The organism is Bacteroides sp., assembly GCF_028690125.1.
Lineage (GTDB): Bacteria > Bacteroidota > Bacteroidia > Bacteroidales > Bacteroidaceae > Bacteroides.
The window spans coordinates 40,583-60,274 of the sequence record NZ_JAQVBV010000001.1 but is presented as its reverse complement, the minus strand read 5'-3'; the positions used below and the strand labels follow the sequence as shown (position 1 = coordinate 60,274).

Sequence of the window (19,692 nt, the reverse complement as noted above, 5' to 3'; positions counted from 1 at the left end):
CTGTTTATGGCTCTTTGGTTTCAGACTGTGGAGAGTTGAAACGGTGTTCCAGATAGTTGCTAAGGTTATAGGCATCAACGTTTTCTCTGGAAATGCTACCGTCCTTTTCTACTAGTTCATAGTGGGGGATTCCATTGAAGTGGAATAACTCACGCAGATAATTAAATTCCGTTTCGGTAACATAATAACTGGCTTCTCCTTTCAAATGTTTTTCCACATATTCGTTATAAGCTCCTTTCGGAGATTCTTTTTCCCCGGTGATGTAAATGAACTGGAATTCCGGATGATCTTTGTATTTCTTGCGTAAGTCCGCAGTTGTTTCTATTCCGTGCCTGCAAGGTCCGCACGAAGTAGCCCAAAAATCAACAAAAAGTATCTTGCCCGGATGGTTCTTGATAATATTGCGGAAAATGTCCGCAGCTTTTCCTTTGGGGAGTTGATAGGATGTTTCTTTGTTCTCGGGATGGGTAAGGTTCAACATTCTGTCGGCTTCTTGGCTTAAATACGGAATTGTGAAAGATTGCTTCATATGATCAATATATTCACTGGCAATTTCTCTGGTTTTAATGTTTTTCAAACGGTAGTTGAGTGCACGGGCTTTAGCAATTTGCCACATGACGGGGTTTTTCCTGCCACATAGCGCAGTAATAATCGAATCTTTGCGGGCATCTTCTGCATATTCTCTAGATAATTCATCTCTGCTTCTTTCTTCGTCAGATATAATTTCTTTATATAAATTTCCATATTCTTGCACAAGTTTTTCCTCTTTTTTATATAGTTCAGCCAATTTATCATTCTCTTTCTTATGTTCATCAAAAGACATACTCACGCTTTTGCCTGCTAGTTTTTCATGCTTTAACCGGATAGCTTCCTGTTCGGCATTCAGTTTCACTCCTTTTTCTTTAAGGAAAGTGAGAAGTGGCTTCTTTGGATAAGTCAATATAATAGTCATTGATTCTCCCGTTCCGGAAGCAGATCTTTGATCGAATGGATCCATATATTCAAATCGGTTAATGAAAACTCCAGTTTGGTTGTCTGCCAGAAGTACTTCGTCGTCGAGTGGCATCTTTTTCAGGAAATCATAGTAAGAAGCATCTTCTTTAATTTTCAGAACCTGATTAGTGGTGTCTTCGCGGGCATAGTAATCTCTGCCCATGAGGAACTCGAAACAAGGGACAGCCATCTGCACGGCTAGTTTATTCTTTATCAGATGAACGGCTTTGGATGATGTTTCATTGGCACGGATGACAGAATCGGCGATTGATTCCCACTGCGCAAAGGTGGGTTTCATGTGTTCTTGATACTGACTTGGAGACAATGTCTTTTGCTGTTTGGCTAGATCTCCGTAATCGAAAGAATACAGTTCATCGTAATCTCTTAGAAGATAGGAGAGATCGGCTGAAGGTCCCATATAATCTGTTTTGAAACTGGGTTCATTGTAACTACGTGCACGACTGCGTGCCAGTACTGATTCCCAGTCAATATACATGGTTAAAGTCTGCCCGGGCTCAATGAAGAATGAAATCCAGCTATGCCCTAGAGTTATAGCACTCTCAATGGGGTGGCTGATTAAAAATTTGCAAGTGAAACTACCATCAGGAGCTATTGGGACAACGGTTGGGTAACTTTCTCCGGTAACTACATTTTCAAGATAAATAAGTCCGGTCTCAAACTTCAGACGGGGGTCGTAGCCATCAATATATCCTTGAATATATGTAGTATCACTATGGAAGAACTGTTGAAAATCTTTTTTGGATGCAGCTGCTTTTGCCGGTATACTCTGCTGGGTATACTCATATTCGTTTACTCCGTTAATCTGTATCTTATAGTTTCCATTTTTTTGTTTGGTAAATACTACAGAAGCAGTCTCACCGGTCTTTTTGTCTTTGGCTGTCAGCTCAATCCGTTTCCCTTTTTTACGGATACTTTCGTTGGTGAAAATTTGGTTTTCCATAATGCTCACCGAATCATATACACCATACTCCCATCTATTTGAAATATCTGCGCGATACCAGTTTCCTTTGATCTCTTGCAACGGGGAGATTTTTTTCCCTTTTTGTGGAGTTAATGAGATATCAAAAGTATTCCAATCATCTCCGCTAGGGCTGATGTAATGAATGGTTTTAGTTTCTTTCGGAAGAGGCTCGAAAACCAGCACGTAATCCATAGTACCCGAAGCGGGCATATAAACTTCTTTTTTTATTTCGATGCCTTCTGCACTTTTGAGCATATATTTTTTTCCGGTATCTGCGTCTTCCAAATATTCGTCACCGTCCATGCTGATCCACCAATGAGGGCGGAAAATGGCATGTATGTAAAGACGTGTATTTTCAGAGGTTCGTTCAATGCGCGTAATATTGGATATACTTCCTGAACGGGCTTTGAAAGAGGGATTGTCGATTGTCTGTGCAGAGAGTACTCCTGAGAATAGTAGCACGAAGAATAGTAGAGCTGTTTTCATAACATTGATTTATTGATTATACTTTTACAAAGAAAAGAAAATATCCATAAGTTGATACTTTCAGGTCTTGCAACTTAACATAGATTAAACGTTTACGTAATTAACTTTTTTGTACCTTTGCACCCAAAATCAGAGTGATAATTTAAATATTGAAATATTATGAGCAAGAAAGCCCTTTTAATGATCCTCGACGGCTGGGGACTAGGCGACCAAAAGAAAGACGACGTAATCTTCAACACTCCCACTCCTTACTGGGATTATCTAGTGAATAATTATCCTCATTCTCAACTTCAGGCAAGCGGTGAAAATGTAGGTCTGCCCGACGGACAGATGGGTAACTCCGAAGTAGGTCACTTAAATATTGGTGCCGGACGTGTCGTTTACCAGGATTTGGTAAAAATCAATCGTGCCTGTGCTGATAATAGTATCTTGAAGAATCCGGAGATTGTTTCTGCTTTCTCTTATGCAAAAGAAAACGGAAAGAACGTTCACTTCATGGGATTAACTTCCAATGGTGGCGTGCACAGTTCCATGATTCACTTGTTTAAGCTTTGTGATATCGCTAAGGAATATAATATCGAAAACACTTTCATCCACTGCTTTATGGATGGTCGTGATACTGACCCGAAGAGTGGTAAAGGTTTTATTGAAGAACTTTCTGCATATTGCGAAAAGTCAGCAGGTAAGATTGCTTCAATCATTGGTCGTTACTATGCTATGGATCGTGATAAACGTTGGGAACGTGTGAAAGAAGCATATGACTTGTTGGTAAACGGTGAGGGCAAGAAAGCGACTGATATGGTTCAAGCTATGCAGGAATCTTATGATGAAGGTGTTACGGACGAATTCATCAAGCCGATTGTAAATGCTAATGTTGATGGGACAATTAAAGAAGGTGATGTAGTAATCTTCTTCAATTACCGTAATGACCGTGCAAAAGAATTGACAGTTGTATTGACTCAGCAGGATATGCCGGAAGTAGGTATGCATACTATTCCGGGTCTGCAATATTATTGTATGACTCCGTATGATGCCTCTTTCAAAGGTGTTCATATCTTGTTTGATAAGGAGAATGTAGCTAATACCTTGGGCGAATATCTTGCTTCTAAAGGATTGAGTCAGTTACATATTGCCGAAACAGAAAAGTATGCTCATGTAACATTTTTCTTCAACGGAGGACGTGAAACTCCATTCGATAAAGAAGACCGTATCCTCGTTCCGTCTCCAAAAGTTGCTACTTATGACTTGAAACCGGAAATGAGTGCTTACGAAGTGAAAGATAAATTGGTCGCTGCTATCAATGAAAACAAATATGATTTTATCGTAGTGAACTTTGCTAATGGCGACATGGTAGGGCATACCGGAATCTACGAAGCTATTGAAAAGGCAGTGGTTGCAGTAGACGCTTGCGTAAAAGATGTAATTGAAGCTGCTAAGGCTCAGGATTATGAAGCGATTATCATTGCTGACCATGGTAATGCAGACCGTGCTTTGAACGAAGATGGTACTCCGAACACTGCTCACTCTCTGAATCCTGTTCCTTGTGTTTATATAACAGAAAACAAAGCTGCGAAAGTAGAGGACGGTCGTTTAGCAGATGTTGCTCCGACTATCTTGAAGATTATGGGTCTGGAGAATCCGGCTGATATGGACGGAAATATCTTGATTAAGTAACTTGCTGATACATAGCGAGACTATTGTCTCGTTTCACAGACTTTATCCCTGCTACAATTTTGTAACAGGGATAATTTGTTTTTAGAGGCTTTTAAATTAGCACCGTTTAATGGTGGTCTATTCCGTCAAAATAGATTTCAGTAATAGCTGTGTCATCGTATTTTTCTCCCGGATATACTTCTACTATTTCAAATTTCAGCACTATATCTGACATTTTGCTTAGATTTTCATCTGTACGATTGCTATGGCCTATTGGCTCTACAGCGAAAATTTGTTGGTCTTTGCTATCTTGTAGATTCAGTATAGCGTATGGCTTCCCATCTACGTACATTTTTAGTCTTTTAACCCGTGAATTTTCCCGCCATGCTTTGTCCGATTTGACATATCCATTAATGATAATGACATCTGTAATGCGTGGATTTTCAGGAGGGAAGCGATATACAAGATATTCTCCGGCACCATATCCCGGAACTCCTTCAATCCAGGCTGTCCGGTAACTGAGATCATGAGCATTCTGAGCGCGGTAAGACAGGCCGTGTTGAGGTTTTAATTCAGAAGAGGCTGAAAGTTCGCCTAAACCACAGGCACAATAGAAGCTGCAACTTACTCCGATAATATCCCAGTAGTTTTCTTTGCCATCAATAAGTTCTGAGCTTTTGAGTGCCTGGAGAAATTTCTTTTCTCCTTCATTGCTTAGATTGATTGTTTCTCCTATTTTGGGAAATAATTCTTTCAAATTTTGTCCCCAACAATTACAGGAAGTAATCAGGAAAATGAATAGTAATACTCTCATAGATATAAGTTTTTGAGGTTTGATAAATACAAATATAAGTTTTTAAAAATCTCTTTTATTACTTTTTCGTATTTTTGTAAACTCAAACTAAAAAAGATATGATTCAGATAGGTGATGTAGTAGTGAGCTTGGATGTAATTCGCGAAAAGTTTCTTTGCAATTTGGATGCTTGCAAGGGGGAATGTTGTATTGAAGGGGATGCCGGTGCACCAGTAACACTTGAAGAAGTAGAAAAATTAGAGGAAGTGTTACCCATCATTTGGGATAAACTTGCTCCGGAGGCTTGTGCGATGATTGAAAAACAAGGAGTTGCTTATATAGATGAGGAGGGAGATCTGGTAACTTCTATTGTTAATGGCAAAGACTGTGTTTTCACTTGCTATGACGAAAAAGGATGTTGCTACTGTGCTATCGAGAAAGCTTTTCGTGAAGGAAAGACAGACTTCTATAAACCGGTTTCTTGTCATCTTTATCCCATTCGGATTGGTGATTATGGCCCATATAAAGCTGTTAATTACAACCGTTGGGATGTTTGTAAAGCTGCCGTTTTGTTAGGAAAGAAGGAAAATGTTGCTATCTATCAGTTCCTGAAGGAACCCTTGATCCGTAAGTTTGGGACAGAGTGGTATCAGGAACTTGAAGTAGTTGTAGAAGAATTGAAGAAGCAACATCTCATTTAACCGTCAGATCGTTTCTTAGGGGTTGTTTTCACATACATATCCTTCAGATTTATTGTGATGCTTCCATACGAATAGAATAAATCCATTCCGAACCAACCGTCTTCATTGGTAATAAAAAAAGGTAAATCACTATCAATGTATGCGTAAATTTCCGGAATACAACCCTCGACAGGACCAACAGATATGCAGAAACCCGGTAGCTTGTATATGTCTTTTCGCATGATACCACCAAAACCTGCAACTCTTATCGTATCTTGTTTGCCTGTTTGCTGTATCATTTCTTTGTGATTATTAAAATACTTCCCTGTTAAAGAACTACCGCCAGCTCCACAATCGAAATGCATCGATAAATTTTCAGTTCCACTTGTTACCTCTATCGTCCATAAGTATTCATTATTGAACCTCAAATTGGAATATTTGAGTGGGTTGGGAGTAGCTCTTTGAGGGATTTTGATTTGTAGTGAATCAAAATTAATTTCGACTTCCTCCAACCTGGCTAACAGATCTGCTCCTATGAGACTTCTCAAACTGTTCATGAAAGAGTCTGCTGCTGCATTATTAGTCTTCATATTCAGTACGAGGAAAGGTACTTTGTGAAATGTCATTTCGCCAATACTAAAAGTGTCGGCTATTGCCAGTTGTCCATAGCCCGTTTTTAGACCGCTTACTTTTATGCTATCTCTGATGATTCTCATCTTACATCTTTTTGCCATTTCCGGGCTGACTACACTATGTCCGGCTCCTGTATCCAATTGGAACTGCTGTGGATTTCCGTTTATACAACCATTGAGGTGAATCGCTTTTTGTCCATATTTCCCCACACTATCCACTGTGATGGGGATTATAATATCTTTTTCCGGGCGTTGTACTTGTAGTATATCTCCTTCATTTGCTAAAGTTTGGTATGACTTTAGCATATCAGTATATTCCAATTGTGTTTTTTCGTCTAAATGACCTTCCAACTGTTTCATGATACTAGAAAGTACAGCCGCCGCCGAGCCATTTTGCCCCATTCGGGCATAGCTGGTATGTATAAAATAGCCACAACTTAATTGGCTATGGTAATCTAGCATTTGTCCATGTTTATTCATCATATTACCCAGTTTCTCGGGAGCATCAGGCTCATTGAAATAATAGCTGAGAAGGCTGCTTGCGAAATCATGAATAAAGGGGGATAGGGAATCTTTATAAATGGCATACTCTCGCTGCAGTTCGAACCATTTAGCTTGGCTGATAAGGTTTCCTATTCTTTCATCGGGCTGTTGGGCACATAGGAATATTGTTGTATTTATTAGTAATACAATGACAAATAATCTTTTTTTCATTTTCGTGATTGATTACGTTTGGCTTTGTTTATAACCACTAGTAAAAATATCATAGCTATGATTAGACATATCGGTATTATCCAAACTCTCGGATGGATAATAATCAGAAAAATGCAGGTTGTTATGATACAAGATGCTAATACTGTCAGGAATAATCTCACCTTTGCAATTAAGGGATTAATATTTTTCATAGGCGTTCTTCGTTTGTTCGTGCCCAATATAGTGAATCAGATTCGGAAAGTGTTTAAATATTAGATTTTATTAAGGGAAAGTGGAGAAAAAATAAAAGAAAAACGCCGGCACAAAGGATTTTCCTTTGTTTGCCGGCGTTTCTTCGTTGTAAGATGTGAGGTTGGTTTATAAAAACGTGTTATTTAAATTATGCATCAATATTTGCATACGTTGCATTCTCTTCAATAAATTCGCGACGAGGTCCTACATCTTCTCCCATTAACATAGAGAATACATAGTCAGCTTCTGCGGCATTATCTATATTTACCTGTTTCAACATACGGTTTTCAGGGTCCATGGTTGTTTCCCATAATTGCTGAGCATTCATCTCACCCAAACCTTTGTATCGTTGTGTATGAACCGCATTTTCCAAACCGTTTCCGTAAGTGTCGATGAACTTCTGGCGTTGTGCATCTGTCCAACAATACTCTTCCACTTTACCTTTCTTGCAAAGATAGAGCGGGGGAGTGGCAATATAAAGATAACCATTCTGAATGATTTGTGGCATATAACGGAAGAAGAACGTCATGATCAGTGTGTCGATGTGAGAACCATCGACATCGGCATCGGTCATGATGATAATCTTGTGGTAGCGTAACTTTCCAATATTGGCTTCTTTGCTATCTTCTTCTGTTCCGATAGTAACACCTAATGCTGTATATATATTGCGAATTTCTTCACTTTCCAATGCTTTATGGTACATCGCTTTTTCTACATTCAGGATTTTACCACGTAACGGAAGGATAGCCTGAAACATACGGTTACGTCCTTGCTTGGCAGTACCACCTGCCGAGTCACCCTCGACAAGGAATAGCTCGCATTTAGTAGCATCTTTATCCGAACAATCGGCAAGCTTACCGGGTAGGCCACCTCCGGACATCGGAGATTTGCGTTGTACCATTTCGCGTGCTTTCCTTGCGGCATGACGTGCAGTAGCAGCCAGAATCACTTTATCTACAATCGTTTTTGCTTCCTTCGGGTGTTCTTCGAGGTAATAAGCCAGAACTTCACCTACCGCCTGGTCTACTGCTCCCATTACTTCGTTGTTTCCCAACTTAGTCTTGGTCTGCCCCTCAAACTGTGGTTCGGCAACTTTCACAGAAATAACAGCTGTTAAGCCTTCACGGAAGTCATCTCCTGCGATTTCAATTTTTACTTTTTCCAGCATTTTGCTGTCTTCTGCATATTTTTTCAGTGTACGAGTCAGTGCACGACGGAAACCTGCAAGGTGTGTACCACCTTCAATGGTATTGATATTATTGACATAGGAGTGTACATTTTCAGAGAATCCGGTGTTGTACATGATCGCTATTTCAATAGGAACTCCTTGCTTTTCTGTATTCAGGTAGATCACGTCGTTGATCAAATGTTCGCGTGAAGATTCAATAAAACGAACGAATTCTCTTAATCCTTCTTCCGAATGGAACTTTTCACTTTTGAAGCTTCCATCTTCATTTAATACCCGGCGGTCGGTCAAGGAAATGCGAAGACCTGCATTTAGATATGCTAACTCGCGTAGGCGCGATGCAAGAATCTTATAGTCGTATACTATTTCAGTAAAGATAGTATCGTCCGGCCAGAACTGCTGACGAGTACCTGTAATGTCGGAAATACCGACTTCTTTTACGGAATAAAGTGGTTTACCTATCTCGTATTCTTGCTGATAGATTTTTCCATTACGGAATACTTGCGTTGTCATGTGAGTAGACAGCGCATTTACACAAGACATACCGACACCGTGTAAACCTCCGGAAACTTTGTACGAACCTTTATCGAATTTACCTCCGGCGTGCAACACAGTCATGGCTACTTCCAATGCCGACTTTTTCTCTTTCTCATGATAATCGACTGGGATACCACGTCCGTTGTCCTGAACTGTGATTGAATTATCTTCGTTGATGATCACTTCGATATGGTCGCAATATCCGGCCAGTGCCTCGTCAATAGAGTTATCAACGATTTCGTATACCAAATGATGAAGTCCCTTGACGCTGATGTCACCGATGTACATCGCAGGGCGTTTTCTTACTGCTTCGAGACCTTCCAATACCTGGATGCTATCCGCAGAATATGATCCGTTATTGGGAGTGATTTGTTCTTCGCTCATAATTGCCTTTCTAAGTTATAATAACAGAGCAAATATAGTGAAAAATGTCGATTTAGCGAAGAATGAAAGGTGAAAAATAAAGAATAAGCGTGTATTCTTTTTTTGTGAGATAAACTTAATAGTCAGAGGCTTAAATCACAAAAGGCCGAACTTAATAGTTCAGCCTGGATGCTATATAGAATTATTTAATTTCTATTTATTAAGCGAGCTTATTGATGTAAAGAGCCAGCTTAGATTTCAGATTATTAGCTTTATTCTTGTGAATAACATTTGTCTTAGCTAATTTATCCAACATCTTTGTAATGCCCGGATACATTGCAACTGCTTCTGTTTTATCTGTAGTTGCACGAAGCTTTCTAACAGCATTTCTCATGGTTTTACCATAATATCTGTTGTGAAGTCTTCTTGTCTCTTCTTGTCTGATTCTTTTCAGTGATGATTTGTGATTTGCCATCTCGACTAATCTATTTTTTAGTTCTTTATTTTTTTTATTTGTAGCCCGTGGGGGAGTCGAACCCCCCTTTCAAGAATGAAAATCTTGCGTCCTAACCGATAGACGAACGGGCCATCCTGTTGTTGCATTTCTGCAGGTTGCTTTCTCGAAGCAGAGATTGTTTCTCGATTGCGGATGCAAAGGTATGAACTTTTTTGAAACTGACAAATTATTGATGTATTTTTTTTCGATAAAATGTCGTTGTTTTGTTTGGTATATAACTATATCTGTTGAAAATCAGTAAGATATCGGTCCTTGCTTTTATATAAAATATTTCTCTCAGTCGGAAATATGTATAATATTGGACTATATCCTTACCTTAATTATTATATTATAGCTCATTTAATTTAGAAATCTTCTATCCATTTTTCTGCTTTATCTATATAAAACAGTTTGTTGTTTTGATAAACTAGTGCCCTCCTGTTGTAAAATGAGGTAGCATCATCTTTCTCGATTCCTTTTGTACATTCATAATCATCGAAAAGATATTTATAGAATTGTGAAGCATAACATAAATCATTGTTGGTTTGATTGGGAAAATGATATGCATACTCTTTCAAATGCCTATATGTTAGTTCAAATAACTTTTCCTCGAGATCAAAGCTTTTTGTGGTGAGTTGATGATCTTCATGCCAATGTATTAGGCGAATAAAAGGTATTTTTCTTGTTCATGCTCTAAACTAGACAAAACTCATAGGAGAATAGGGATAACAAAGATTTTAATATTAACTTTGCTCACACAGTTTTATTTATAACAATGAACGGTTATGCTGCAAAAAACAAGAGGTATAGTTCTGCACACACTAAAATACAATGATACGTCTATTATTGTAGATATATATACGGAGTTATCCGGAAGAGCTTCTTTTTTAGTAGCAGTACCACGCTCCCGAAAGGCAGCGGTTAAGTCCGTACTATTCCAGCCCCTGTCTTTTATCGAATTCGAGGCAGATTATCGTCCGAATGCCACACTTTATCGTATTAAAGAAGCGAAATCTTTCTATCCTTTTTCCTCTATTCCATATGATCCGTATAAATCGTCGATGGCTCTTTTTTTGGCTGAATTTCTTTATCGGGCAATGCGGGAAGAAACCGAGAATCGGCCATTGTTTGCCTATCTGGAACATTCGGTTATCTGGTTAGATGAGTGTAGAGATAGTTTTGCCAATTTCCATTTGGTTTTTTTGATGCGACTTTCCCGTTTTCTGGGGCTTTACCCGAATCTCGAAGATTATCATATTGGCGATTACTTTGATATGTTGAATGCTAGTTTTATTTCTACGCGTCCTCAGTTACATTCTTCTTATATTAATCCGGAAGAGGCGGGACGCCTTCGCCAGTTGATGCGTATGAACTATGACACGATGCATCTTTTCGCCATGAATCGTACAGAGCGTATCCGTTGCCTGACAATCATCAATGATTATTACCGCTTGCATCTATCGGATTTCCCGGTATTGAAATCTTTGGAAGTATTGAAGGAGCTTTTTGATTAATTATGAGTGGAAAGGGGCGCTTTGCTGATAGATAGTGTAATATTGAGAAGCATAGCGGAGTGAAAATAGATGTTCATTTTTAGAAGATAGAATGGTAAATTGGATAGACTGAAGTTTATTGGGCAAATTTAACCGGTTGATTGTAGATAAAGAACCGGTCGATATCTTCTCATTGACCAGTCATTTTAACTACTTCAGTCGTTGAAGTCTTATATATCTTCCGTGCATCTCTTATACATCTTTTGATATTTTGTTATATGAGATTTCAGGATAATCAAGTCAGAACTAAATTTTGCAGAAATAAAAGAGGGCAGTCCGTATTATTTCGGACCGCCCCATATGTTGAATAAAGAAATACGTTTGGAGAAATCTTATCCCAACAGTTCTTTTACCTTTGCAGAGATAGCACGACCTTCAGCGAGTCCGGCTAGTTTCTTGGAAGCAACGCCCATTACTTTACCCATATCCTTTCCACCGGTAGCACCTACTTCTGCTATAATTTCCTTCAATGCAGCTTCCAGTTCTTCGGCAGACATTTGTTTAGGTAAATAAGTTTCCATAACTGCCACTTGTGCCAATTCTGCATCAGCTAAATCCTGACGTCCTTGTCCAATGTAGATATCAGCAGCATCTTTTCCCTGCTTTACCAGTTTCTGGATAATCTTCAAAGCAGCATCATCTGTCAAAGTATCATTAGCTCCCGGAGCGGTTTTTGCTTCTAAGAAGTACTTCTTTATATTTCTTAGAGTTTCCAAGGCTACTTTATCTTTCGCCTTCATTGCGCTTTTAATGTCTTCGCTGACTTTTTCAAATAAATCCATATCTTTATATAATCTAAGTTACTAAAAAGTAATAATTCCGTCACTGTCAGTAGCTTCTTCTGTTGCTACTTCCTCTTCGAGAGCGGCTTTTGTTTTAATCTTGGTAAGCGTCGTCTTATCGCGTTGGTAAGTAGGAGAGTCCTCCACCATAGCAATGATATCGTCATTATCCAGATCTTCGATGTTGAAAAGATAAATATGGCGACGTTTACGGAGACTTTTTGTGCCAATGCCATTGGCACTTTCTCCATATGCTTTGCGGATACGTTCCTTGTTTTTCTCTTTCTCTTCTTCCAAAATCAATTGACGTTCCTCTTCTTCCTGACTCCGAGCTTCGTGCAAGCTATCCATACCAGGAACATCTTCTACACCAAATCCGGTTGCCAATACGGTAATTTTCACTTTGCTTTCCAGCGAGTTGTCCATAGCCACACCCCAGATTACTTCTACACCTTCGCGGAATTTGCTCATGAACTCATGAATCTCGTTCATTTCTTCCATCATCAATTCCGATGTCGGGCAGAAAGAAACATTCAGCATCACCTTTTTAGCATTGAAGATATCATTGTTGTTCAGCAGTGGAGAGTGAAGTGCGTCGTCGATAGCTTTCGTTACGCGATTTTCTCCTTCTCCGAATCCTGTACTCATGATAGCTACTCCACCATCTTTCAGGATAGTCTTTACATCGGCAAAGTCCAGATTGACTGTACCGCGCATTGTGATAATTTCGGCAATGCTCTTTGCTGCGATAGACAAAGTATCATCAGCCTTACCAAATGCGTTCATAAAGGTAAGGTCTGCATATATTTCACGTAAGCGTTCGTTATTGATGACTAGTAGGGCATCTACGTGCTGAGCAATACGTTCTACGCCATCCAATGCTTGAATGATCTTCTTTTCTCCTTCGAAGATGAATGGAATGGTAACAATACCTACGGTCAGAATATCCATTTCTTTAGCGATACGGGCAATCACCGGAGCAGCTCCGGTTCCGGTACCGCCTCCCATTCCGGCTGTGATAAATACCATTTTGGTACCATCGTTCAACAGATCTTTTAAATCGTCAATACTTTCTTCTGCTGCATCACGTGCCCGTTCGGGACGGTTTCCTGCTCCAAGTCCCTGGGTGATGCTACGGCCCAGTTGCAATTTTACCGGAACAGGTGATTCCGCCAATGCCTGATTGTCCGTGTTGCAAAGAACGAAAGTTACGTCATGTATACCTTCCCGGTACATATGGTTTACAGCGTTACCGCCACCGCCACCTACACCGATCACTTTAATGATTTTCGGTGAGTCGGTCGGGAAATCGAATTGTACTATCTCGTCCATATCTTATTGAATTTTGAATTATTTCATATCGTCATCGGAGAAGATTTCCTTGGTCAGTGAATCAATCTTTCGCTGAATCCAACTTGGTCCGGCTTCCCGTTTCCGTTTTTCTTTTTCCTCTTTCTCCTTTAGTTTACGAAGTCTCTCTTTTTCTTTGGCGCCATCTCTGGCAGCCTGTCTGGCTTCTCTTTCTTCTTCGTCCTTCTTTATCTTTGCCAACCGGGCTTGTTCTTGCAGTTCTTTGTCATCTTCGAACATATCCACTGTTTGGTGCACTTCCGGTTCTGCTTTAAGAGTAACTGGAGCTTCGTAGCTTTTTTCCATTAGGCAACAGTTCTGGTTGCCTTCGAACAGTAGCCCGAAAAGCGTATTCTGAGAACCATCTTTTTTCAAAACATTGCTAGATGCGTGAATTGTATTGCGAGGCAATTTTGCTATTCGAATTTTTTCTATCTTACTGCGTCTGCGCAATATCTCATCCAGATTCTTCAGGTTGGCTGCTCCACCGGTTATGATGATACCAGCTAGCAACTTGTCTTCATAGCTGGATATCTGGATTTGATTCCATACATTGGTGATGATTTCTTCGGCACGTGCCTCAATAATACTATTAAGCTTGCTTAACTCCAATGTCCGGCTTTCGTCATCTAGTTTGCAGGTAACGGGCTCTTCGTTTTCCTCTTCTTCATATAGAGCATCTCCGTATGTTCTTTTCAGACGCTCTGCTTCTTCTTCCTCCATTTGCAAGGTACAGATATCACGCGTGATGCTGTTGCCTCCCAATGGCAGTACGGTCAGGAAACGGAGAATATTGTTTTTGTAAACTGAAATAGTCGTTGTATCCGCTCCAAAGTCAATCAAGGCACATCCCGAACGTCGTTCGCTTTCCGTCAGTATGGCGTTAGCTGTTACTAAGGGTGTAATCAGTTGGTCGGCAATCTCGATTTTGGCTTGTTGGAAACAATGTTCCAGGTTTTTGCGTACGGAAGAACGGGCAATGATATTGAGGAAACGTCCTTCAATATGAGTCCCTACCAAGCCAATCGGATTGGCTTGCAAGTTGTTTCCTACTTTATATTCTTGCGGTGCTACGTCTAATATATCCATATCAACTACCGGAATAGCGATATTTTCGTCTCCGATAGCATTAACAAGTTCTTCCGATATGATGGCCTCCTCTTCCAGATCGCGACTCACTACATTACGGACTGTGCGGAGCGATTGACCACCGATACCTACATATACCTTGGCGATTGAGTTATTCAATTCACCTTCCAGTCTGTTTATAATAGAAGTCAGGCTTTGTGCGGTTTTGTCAAGGTTGAAGATGACTCCCTTACGGATAAACGTTGAAGAGTCTTCCTGAGCATATGCCAAAATCTGCATACTTCCGTCACTGTTCTTTTTTCCGGCCACACCGGTTATCTTCGATGAACCGAGTTCGATCGCGGCGATAAATTCTGTTGTTGCCATATCTCTTTATTTATTATTATTCTTGTTTTGTACAAATAATCTGGTTGCTAAACTCCAGACTGATGCGTGAATACTTGTTCCAGCCTACTTGATTGAGTCCTTTCTCATAAAATATCTTCAGGCGTGAAAGTTTATTTTCAAAATCATCCAGTTTGCCAAGATAGACAAGGTGGTCGCCTACACGTGGCACCAGTTCGACGGTACGGTCGGACAACACATTGATTTGCTCTATCTGGGCATCCCAGAACTTATTATTTTGCAAAAATACACCAAACTTATATAAATCCTTCATTGCGAACGACTTTTCTACGCTTCCTGTTACAATTGCGCGGTGAGCGACACATTTAGCTTCCCGTGGCATGATGGTCCCTTTATTGTCGATATAGTAATTTTCACCGTTGCTGCTCATGATCCGAAGGATAGGGATACGTTGTGCAACTTCCACACAGACTTTACCACTGGGGGTCTTGTAGCATTCTGCTTCTGCAATGAGCGGATGTTTACCAAGTTCGCGTTCCAATGATTTGGTGGAGATACGTTCCAATTTCTTTCCGATAGGGTAAATACCCTTGTTTTGAAGTACACCTTTCAGTTCGTCTTTGGTGATAAAGCCGGCATAAGCGGTATCCTTGATCACTAATTCTACGTCCCGGCAAGTTTGATCGGCAGGCTTGCGGTTGAAGGCGGTTGTAGCTATCCCAAGGTAGGCTATAAGCACCAGCATGACAATGAACAGAAGGATTCTCTTTACCATAATTTTATTAATTAAGAATGAAGTATTTTCATTTCTAATAGTTTTTTTATTTCGGGAACATAGTTATCAATGTCTCCGGCGCCTAAGGTGATCAATACTTCAATGTTTTTATCTTTCAGAATGTTCAGTATTTCTTCCTTTTTGCACATACTTTTTTCAATACCCGGACGGAGATTGTCATAAATCAGCTTGCTCGTTACACCGGGAATCGGTTCTTCCCGAGCCGGATAGATATCTATCAGGATAACTTCATCCACTAATGAAAGGCTATCTGCAAAGTCTTTGTAAAAGTCCCGGGTACGAGTATAAAGGTGTGGCTGGAAGATTGCTGTGATCTTCTTGTCTTTATAAAGTTCGTGAATAGACTGTACGCTTTGTTTGATTTCAGCGGGATGATGAGCATAGTCGCTTAGAAATGCAACCTTGTCATTCTTTATTTTGAAATCGAAACGACGGTCTACACCACAGAAACTTGCCATTCCTTGTTTGATCTCTGCATCAGTCACTCCGTTCAAGTGGGCAAGAGCCATTGCCGCTACTCCATTTTCGATGTTGATACTGACGGGAACTCCAAGTTGGATATCGTTGATTCGTGTATCAGGAGCAACAAAATCGATGAAAATTTCTCCGTTTCCAATACGAATATTTTCGGCATGGAAGTCTCCTTCATCCCGTGAATAGGTATAGACACGTACACCTGATTGTACTTTCGGTTGCAGTGAGATTCCTTTGCGGATAATCAGTGCGCCTCCCGGTTGAATCAGGGTGGTATAATGTTCGAAGCTTTCCAGATAGGCTTTTTCTGTTCCGTAGATATCCAGATGGTCAGGATCGGTTGCTGTAATGACTGACATATAAGGAGATAACCAATGGAAGGAACGATCGAACTCGTCTGCCTCGATTACAGTGTAAGGGCTCTTCTGGGAAAGCAACAGATTAGTTCCGTAATTCTTTGATATACCTCCGAGAAAAGCGGTGCATTCAATATGTGATTGATGTAGTAAGTGGGCAGTCATGGTAGAAGTGGTTGTTTTGCCATGTGTGCCTGCTACGCATAGTCCTTTGCTCGAGTGGGTGATAGTGCCTAATACTTGAGCACGTTTCTGTATTTCAAATCCATTGTCCCTGAAATATACCAATTCCTCGTGTTCGTTGGGAACGGCAGGAGTTAATACAACTAGTGTTGTGTTTTTGTCTTTGCATGCTTCCGGAATGAGGTTGATGTTGTCTTCGTAATGTATTTGTGCGCCTTCGGCAATTAGGCTTTCAGTCAGTGGAGTAGGAGTACGGTCATATCCTGCTACAATCTTACCTTTAGAAAGAAAGTATCGTACAAGTGCACTCATGCCAATGCCGCCGGCACCTACGAAATAGACTGATTTTATAGTTTCAATATTCATTTTGTTATTCCTTATTTTTATCCTGTTTTTTGATATAACTCAAAGAGTTTATCTTTACTATTTTTAGACGCGGATGACGCGGATTTAATTGAAAACAGAAAGATCCGCGTTATCCGCGTCTAAAAATCTTATTTTCTTTTTTAAGTATTGCTTTCAGCCAGTTTTATTACTTCCTGAGCGATGATCCTTGCAGAATCAGGCAAAGCGAGTTTTGCAATGTTTTCACTCAATTTTTTCAGCTTCCCATCATCTGTCACAGTTGCTAAAGCTATATCGAGCAATGTATTTTTAGCTTCACTGTCTTTCACATAGATAGCAGCCTGTTTGTCTACCAGTGCTAAGGCATTCTTGGTTTGATGATCCTCTGCAACGTTGGGCGAAGGAACTAAAATGACAGGCTTGTTCAACAAGCAAAATTCGGAGATAGAGCCCGCTCCTGCACGAGATATAACCAGATCGGCAGCGGTATAAGCGGCTGCCATATCTTTGATAAAGTCAGTGACGAACAAATTTGGAAGTTCTCCTATGGCCTTTACAGCTTCTATTACTTGTGGGTGATAATACTTTCCGGTTTGCCAGATGAATTGTACATCACTATTTGCTTTAATAACTGATAATCCGGCTATCAATGTATCATTAATGGTACGTGCTCCTAAACTACCGCCCACAATCAGGATCGTTTTTTTACCCGGTTGCAGATGAAATGAGTGAAGAGCTTCTTCTTTCGAAGGCATATTTTTTGTCAGATTCTGGCGGACAGGATTTCCTGTCATAATGATTTTATCCGCAGGAAAGAATTTTTCCATTCCTTCATAAGCTACGCAAATCTTTCTGGCTTTTTGTGCCAGTAATTTATTGGTTACTCCTGCATATGAGTTTTGTTCTTGAATTAACGTAGGAACTCCCATCATACCTGCTGTCTTTAGTGTGGGACCACTTGCATAGCCTCCTACACCTACCGCTACTTGTGGGCGGAAGTTTTTGATAATGCTGCGTGCTTTCCATTGGCTGCGAGCCAATTTTATAAGTACGGCTACATTCTTCCACAGATGTTTACGATCGAATCCGGCGATTGGAAGTCCGATAATCTCATAACCGGCATCGGGGACCCGTTGCATTTCCATACGTCCCTCGGCACCTACAAAAAGTATTTTTGCATCCGGACGTAATTCTATTATAGCGTTGGCAATGGACACAGCCGGGAAAATATGTCCTCCTGTTCCTCCACCACTAATGATAATTCTAAGTTCTTTTTCCATAACAATCCTTTCTTCTTTCCTGCTCACCGTTCATCCTTTTTATTCATTACTCATTCACCGTCTTTTCTGACTGTCTTGCTCATCTTCAAACTTGGCATCACTATTCAGAATTTGTGCAGTTGGTTCTGTTGCACTCTGTGCCTCTGAATCTGCTGTCCCGGCCGCTATCTGCATCTGAATCTGTGCATCGTGCTCTTTCTGTTCTTCCAGATGAGCGGTATATCGACTGACGCTCAATATCATTCCGATATAAGCGCAGTTAATTAATGTACTTGTTCCTCCCTTACTTATTAGAGGCAAAGGCTGTCCGGTTACAGGAAACAAACCGACGGCAACCATCATGTTTAATATGGCTTGCGATACCAGCAATAAGGCAATTCCCATTACAAGGAAGGCTGGAAAGGTACGTTCGCATTTTTGTGCAATTTTTCCTGCACGCATTAGTAAACAGAGATATAAGAACACAACAAATGCTCCCCCTATCAATCCCATCTCTTCGACAACAATAGCAAAGATAAAGTCGGAGAATGCCTGGCTGAGGAAGTCCCGTTGAATAGAATTTCCCGGTCCTTTGCCTACTACATTGCTCGTAGCGATGGCAATCCGTGCATGTGCTACTTGTGCGTCTTTGTCAATATCGAATTTTGCGGCAGGCACTTCATTCTTATCGAAGAAACCTTTGATACGGTTTTGCCAGGTTTCCAGACGGTGAAGTCCGGGAGTGTCGTGCAAGGTCTTTGCAGGAATGGCAATAACTGTACCTACGCCTAGTCCGGCAACCAGTATAAGACCACCTGCCAACATTAATAATTTTTTTGAAGCAACCCTTCCGATGAACATCATCATGAATACGACACCAAACAATAGCATAGCTGTTGAAAGGTTTTCCGGAGCAATGAATACGAGTACCAGTCCGGTAAGAATCATGATATATTTAAAGGCTTTTGGATTGGCTCCTTCCTCATCTTGTTTTTTGGACAGAATGAATGAGACAGCAATGATGACTGCCATTTTTGCCAGTTCTGAGGGCTGGAATTGCATTCCCATAAAACTCATCCAACGAGCAGCTCCATTGATACGGTCTCCTGTTATGATACCCATCAGTGTGACAAATGCCAATAACACGAGGGAGACCGGATATAGGAAAACTGGAAATACCTGAAACCATTTGTAGGGAACGTTGTGAAGAAATACCACTACTACAGCGCCTACCATCAAAATGATAGAGTGTTGTGTAATCGGTCCCCAATGGTCACCGCTTTTATAGGTAAGCGTTGATGCTGCCGAAAACACCTCGATAATCGAGATGAGGCAGAGACAGAGGAAGATAATCCAGATTACCTTGTCGCCTTTGAATATGTTCCTTAATAAATCCATTTTTTTAATTGGGAAT

The 19,692-nt window shown here is 40.4% G+C and carries 16 protein-coding genes and 1 tRNA gene; 3 read left to right on the top strand and 14 right to left on the bottom strand.

Features of this window, described 5'->3' with window-relative positions:
• Nucleotides 1–4: 4 nt before the first annotated feature.
• Nucleotides 5–2,461 (bottom strand): thioredoxin-like domain-containing protein, encoded by a 2,457-nt coding sequence (locus PHO71_RS00235; protein WP_300197182.1) that lies wholly within the window; start codon nucleotides 2,459–2,461, stop codon nucleotides 5–7.
• A 159-nt stretch (nucleotides 2,462–2,620) separates the two neighbouring features.
• Between PHO71_RS00235 and gpmI the strand changes: the two genes are divergently transcribed.
• Nucleotides 2,621–4,135 carry a 2,3-bisphosphoglycerate-independent phosphoglycerate mutase gene (gene gpmI / locus PHO71_RS00230; protein WP_300197179.1) on the top strand — a complete coding sequence of 505 codons (1,515 nt, stop codon included), beginning with the start codon at nucleotides 2,621–2,623 and terminating at the stop codon, nucleotides 4,133–4,135.
• Nucleotides 4,136–4,241: 106 nt separating this feature from the next.
• Here gpmI and PHO71_RS00225 read toward each other — a convergent pair whose 3' ends face one another.
• On the bottom strand, nucleotides 4,242–4,928 hold the full coding sequence (locus PHO71_RS00225) for a hypothetical protein (RefSeq protein ID WP_300197176.1): 687 nt from the start codon (nucleotides 4,926–4,928) through the stop codon (nucleotides 4,242–4,244).
• Nucleotides 4,929–5,026: 98 nt separating this feature from the next.
• Here PHO71_RS00225 and PHO71_RS00220 point away from each other — a divergent pair, with 98 nt between their 5' ends.
• The gene (locus tag PHO71_RS00220) at nucleotides 5,027–5,608 is read left to right on the top strand and encodes a DUF3109 family protein (RefSeq protein ID WP_300197173.1); all 582 of its coding nucleotides are present in this window, start codon (nucleotides 5,027–5,029) and stop codon (nucleotides 5,606–5,608) included.
• Here PHO71_RS00220 and PHO71_RS00215 read toward each other — a convergent pair.
• The 5 genes from PHO71_RS00215 to PHO71_RS00195 all read right to left on the bottom strand — a co-directional run bounded on the left by PHO71_RS00215 (nucleotide 5,605) and on the right by PHO71_RS00195 (nucleotide 10,324).
• Nucleotides 5,605–6,933, bottom strand: a complete 1,329-nt coding sequence (locus tag PHO71_RS00215) for a retropepsin-like aspartic protease (RefSeq protein ID WP_300197170.1) — start codon at nucleotides 6,931–6,933, stop codon at nucleotides 5,605–5,607. The genes PHO71_RS00220 and PHO71_RS00215 overlap by 4 nt on opposite strands.
• 379 nt (nucleotides 6,934–7,312) lie before the next feature.
• Nucleotides 7,313–9,271: a DNA topoisomerase (ATP-hydrolyzing) subunit B gene (gyrB, locus tag PHO71_RS00210; RefSeq protein ID WP_300197168.1), complete on the bottom strand. Its 1,959-nt coding sequence runs from the start codon at nucleotides 9,269–9,271 to the stop codon at nucleotides 7,313–7,315.
• Nucleotides 9,272–9,470: 199 nt separating this feature from the next.
• Nucleotides 9,471–9,725: a 30S ribosomal protein S20 gene (rpsT, locus tag PHO71_RS00205; RefSeq protein WP_008763686.1), complete on the bottom strand. Its 255-nt coding sequence runs from the start codon at nucleotides 9,723–9,725 to the stop codon at nucleotides 9,471–9,473.
• 41 nt (nucleotides 9,726–9,766) lie between these two features.
• Nucleotides 9,767–9,838 (bottom strand) — tRNA-Glu (locus PHO71_RS00200).
• A 273-nt stretch (nucleotides 9,839–10,111) separates the two neighbouring features.
• Nucleotides 10,112–10,324, bottom strand: coding sequence for a hypothetical protein (locus PHO71_RS00195; protein ID WP_300197159.1), 213 nt, complete (start codon nucleotides 10,322–10,324; stop codon nucleotides 10,112–10,114).
• Nucleotides 10,325–10,531: 207 nt separating this feature from the next.
• On the opposite strand from PHO71_RS00195, the gene recO reads away from it, so the two are divergent.
• Nucleotides 10,532–11,260, top strand: coding sequence for a DNA repair protein RecO (recO, locus tag PHO71_RS00190; RefSeq protein ID WP_300197156.1), 729 nt, complete (start codon nucleotides 10,532–10,534; stop codon nucleotides 11,258–11,260).
• A 371-nt stretch (nucleotides 11,261–11,631) separates the two neighbouring features.
• Here recO and PHO71_RS00185 read toward each other — a convergent pair whose 3' ends face one another.
• The 7 genes from PHO71_RS00185 to PHO71_RS00155 all read right to left on the bottom strand — a co-directional run bounded on the left by PHO71_RS00185 (nucleotide 11,632) and on the right by PHO71_RS00155 (nucleotide 19,676).
• Complete coding sequence (locus PHO71_RS00185; protein WP_300197153.1) at nucleotides 11,632–12,081, bottom strand: GatB/YqeY domain-containing protein; 450 nt, start codon at nucleotides 12,079–12,081, stop codon at nucleotides 11,632–11,634.
• Nucleotides 12,082–12,102: 21 nt separating this feature from the next.
• On the bottom strand, nucleotides 12,103–13,413 hold the full coding sequence (gene ftsZ, locus PHO71_RS00180) for a cell division protein FtsZ (RefSeq protein WP_300197150.1): 1,311 nt from the start codon (nucleotides 13,411–13,413) through the stop codon (nucleotides 12,103–12,105).
• Between the two features lie 18 nt (nucleotides 13,414–13,431).
• Nucleotides 13,432–14,886: a cell division protein FtsA gene (gene ftsA / locus PHO71_RS00175; protein ID WP_300197147.1), complete on the bottom strand. Its 1,455-nt coding sequence runs from the start codon at nucleotides 14,884–14,886 to the stop codon at nucleotides 13,432–13,434.
• Between the two features lie 16 nt (nucleotides 14,887–14,902).
• A complete protein-coding gene (locus PHO71_RS00170; RefSeq protein WP_300197144.1) occupies nucleotides 14,903–15,640 on the bottom strand; it encodes a cell division protein FtsQ in 738 nt (245 codons plus the stop codon).
• A gap of 11 nt (nucleotides 15,641–15,651) precedes the next feature.
• On the bottom strand, nucleotides 15,652–17,040 hold the full coding sequence (gene murC / locus PHO71_RS00165; RefSeq protein WP_300197142.1) for a UDP-N-acetylmuramate--L-alanine ligase: 1,389 nt from the start codon (nucleotides 17,038–17,040) through the stop codon (nucleotides 15,652–15,654).
• A 140-nt stretch (nucleotides 17,041–17,180) separates the two neighbouring features.
• Entirely contained in the window at nucleotides 17,181–18,299 is a 1,119-nt protein-coding gene (gene murG / locus PHO71_RS00160; RefSeq protein WP_300197139.1) for an undecaprenyldiphospho-muramoylpentapeptide beta-N-acetylglucosaminyltransferase, read from the bottom strand.
• A gap of 54 nt (nucleotides 18,300–18,353) precedes the next feature.
• Nucleotides 18,354–19,676, bottom strand: coding sequence for an FtsW/RodA/SpoVE family cell cycle protein (locus tag PHO71_RS00155; RefSeq protein ID WP_300197136.1), 1,323 nt, complete (start codon nucleotides 19,674–19,676; stop codon nucleotides 18,354–18,356).
• Nucleotides 19,677–19,692 lie beyond the last annotated feature (16 nt).